Below are 551 nucleotides of genomic sequence, written 5' to 3' on the forward strand. Positions count from 1 at the left end.
GCGTTGGACGAGGTGGAGGCGGCGCATCGCAGGCTGCGCGACGCCGCCGCCAAGGCGACCGAGGATCGCGAGGCGGCGTGCGAGACGCGCGATGCGGCATCTGCCGATCTCGCCACAGGCGGCGAGGCCTGGCGGTCCGCCGTCGCGCTGCTCGGGCTGGCCGGGACCACCACGCCCGAGGAGGCCGAGGCCGCGCTGCAGGACTGGGCCGGCATCGCGGAGGCCACCTCCGCCTGGCAGGCGGCGGAGATCCGGATCGGACAGATGGAGGCGGCGATCGCGGCGCTCGCCGGCATGACCTCGGCGCTCGCCGAGCCGCTGGGAGAGGCGCGGCGCGAGGAACCACCCGGCGCCACCGCCGCGCGACTGGCCCGGCGCCTGGAGGAGGCGCGCCGGATCGAGATCAAGGCCCAGGAACTGGCCCGCCAGGCCGAGGGACGCCGCGCGGCCGCCGCTGTGGCGCGGGCCGCGCTGGAGGAGGCGGAGGCGGAACTCGCAAGGCTGCACGGGGCGGCCGGCACCGCCGATCTCGCCGCGCTGCGGGAGGCGGT

Annotated in this window: 1 protein-coding gene; it reads left to right on the forward strand. The window is 78.0% G+C overall.

Features of this window, described 5'->3' with window-relative positions:
- On the forward strand, positions 1–551 hold a 551-nt coding region (locus L2I40_RS24295), incomplete at both ends, for a hypothetical protein (RefSeq protein WP_237217888.1).

This window comes from Falsiroseomonas oryziterrae, from assembly GCF_021864505.1.
In the GTDB taxonomy this organism is placed as follows: Bacteria; Pseudomonadota; Alphaproteobacteria; order Acetobacterales; family Acetobacteraceae; genus Falsiroseomonas; species Falsiroseomonas oryziterrae.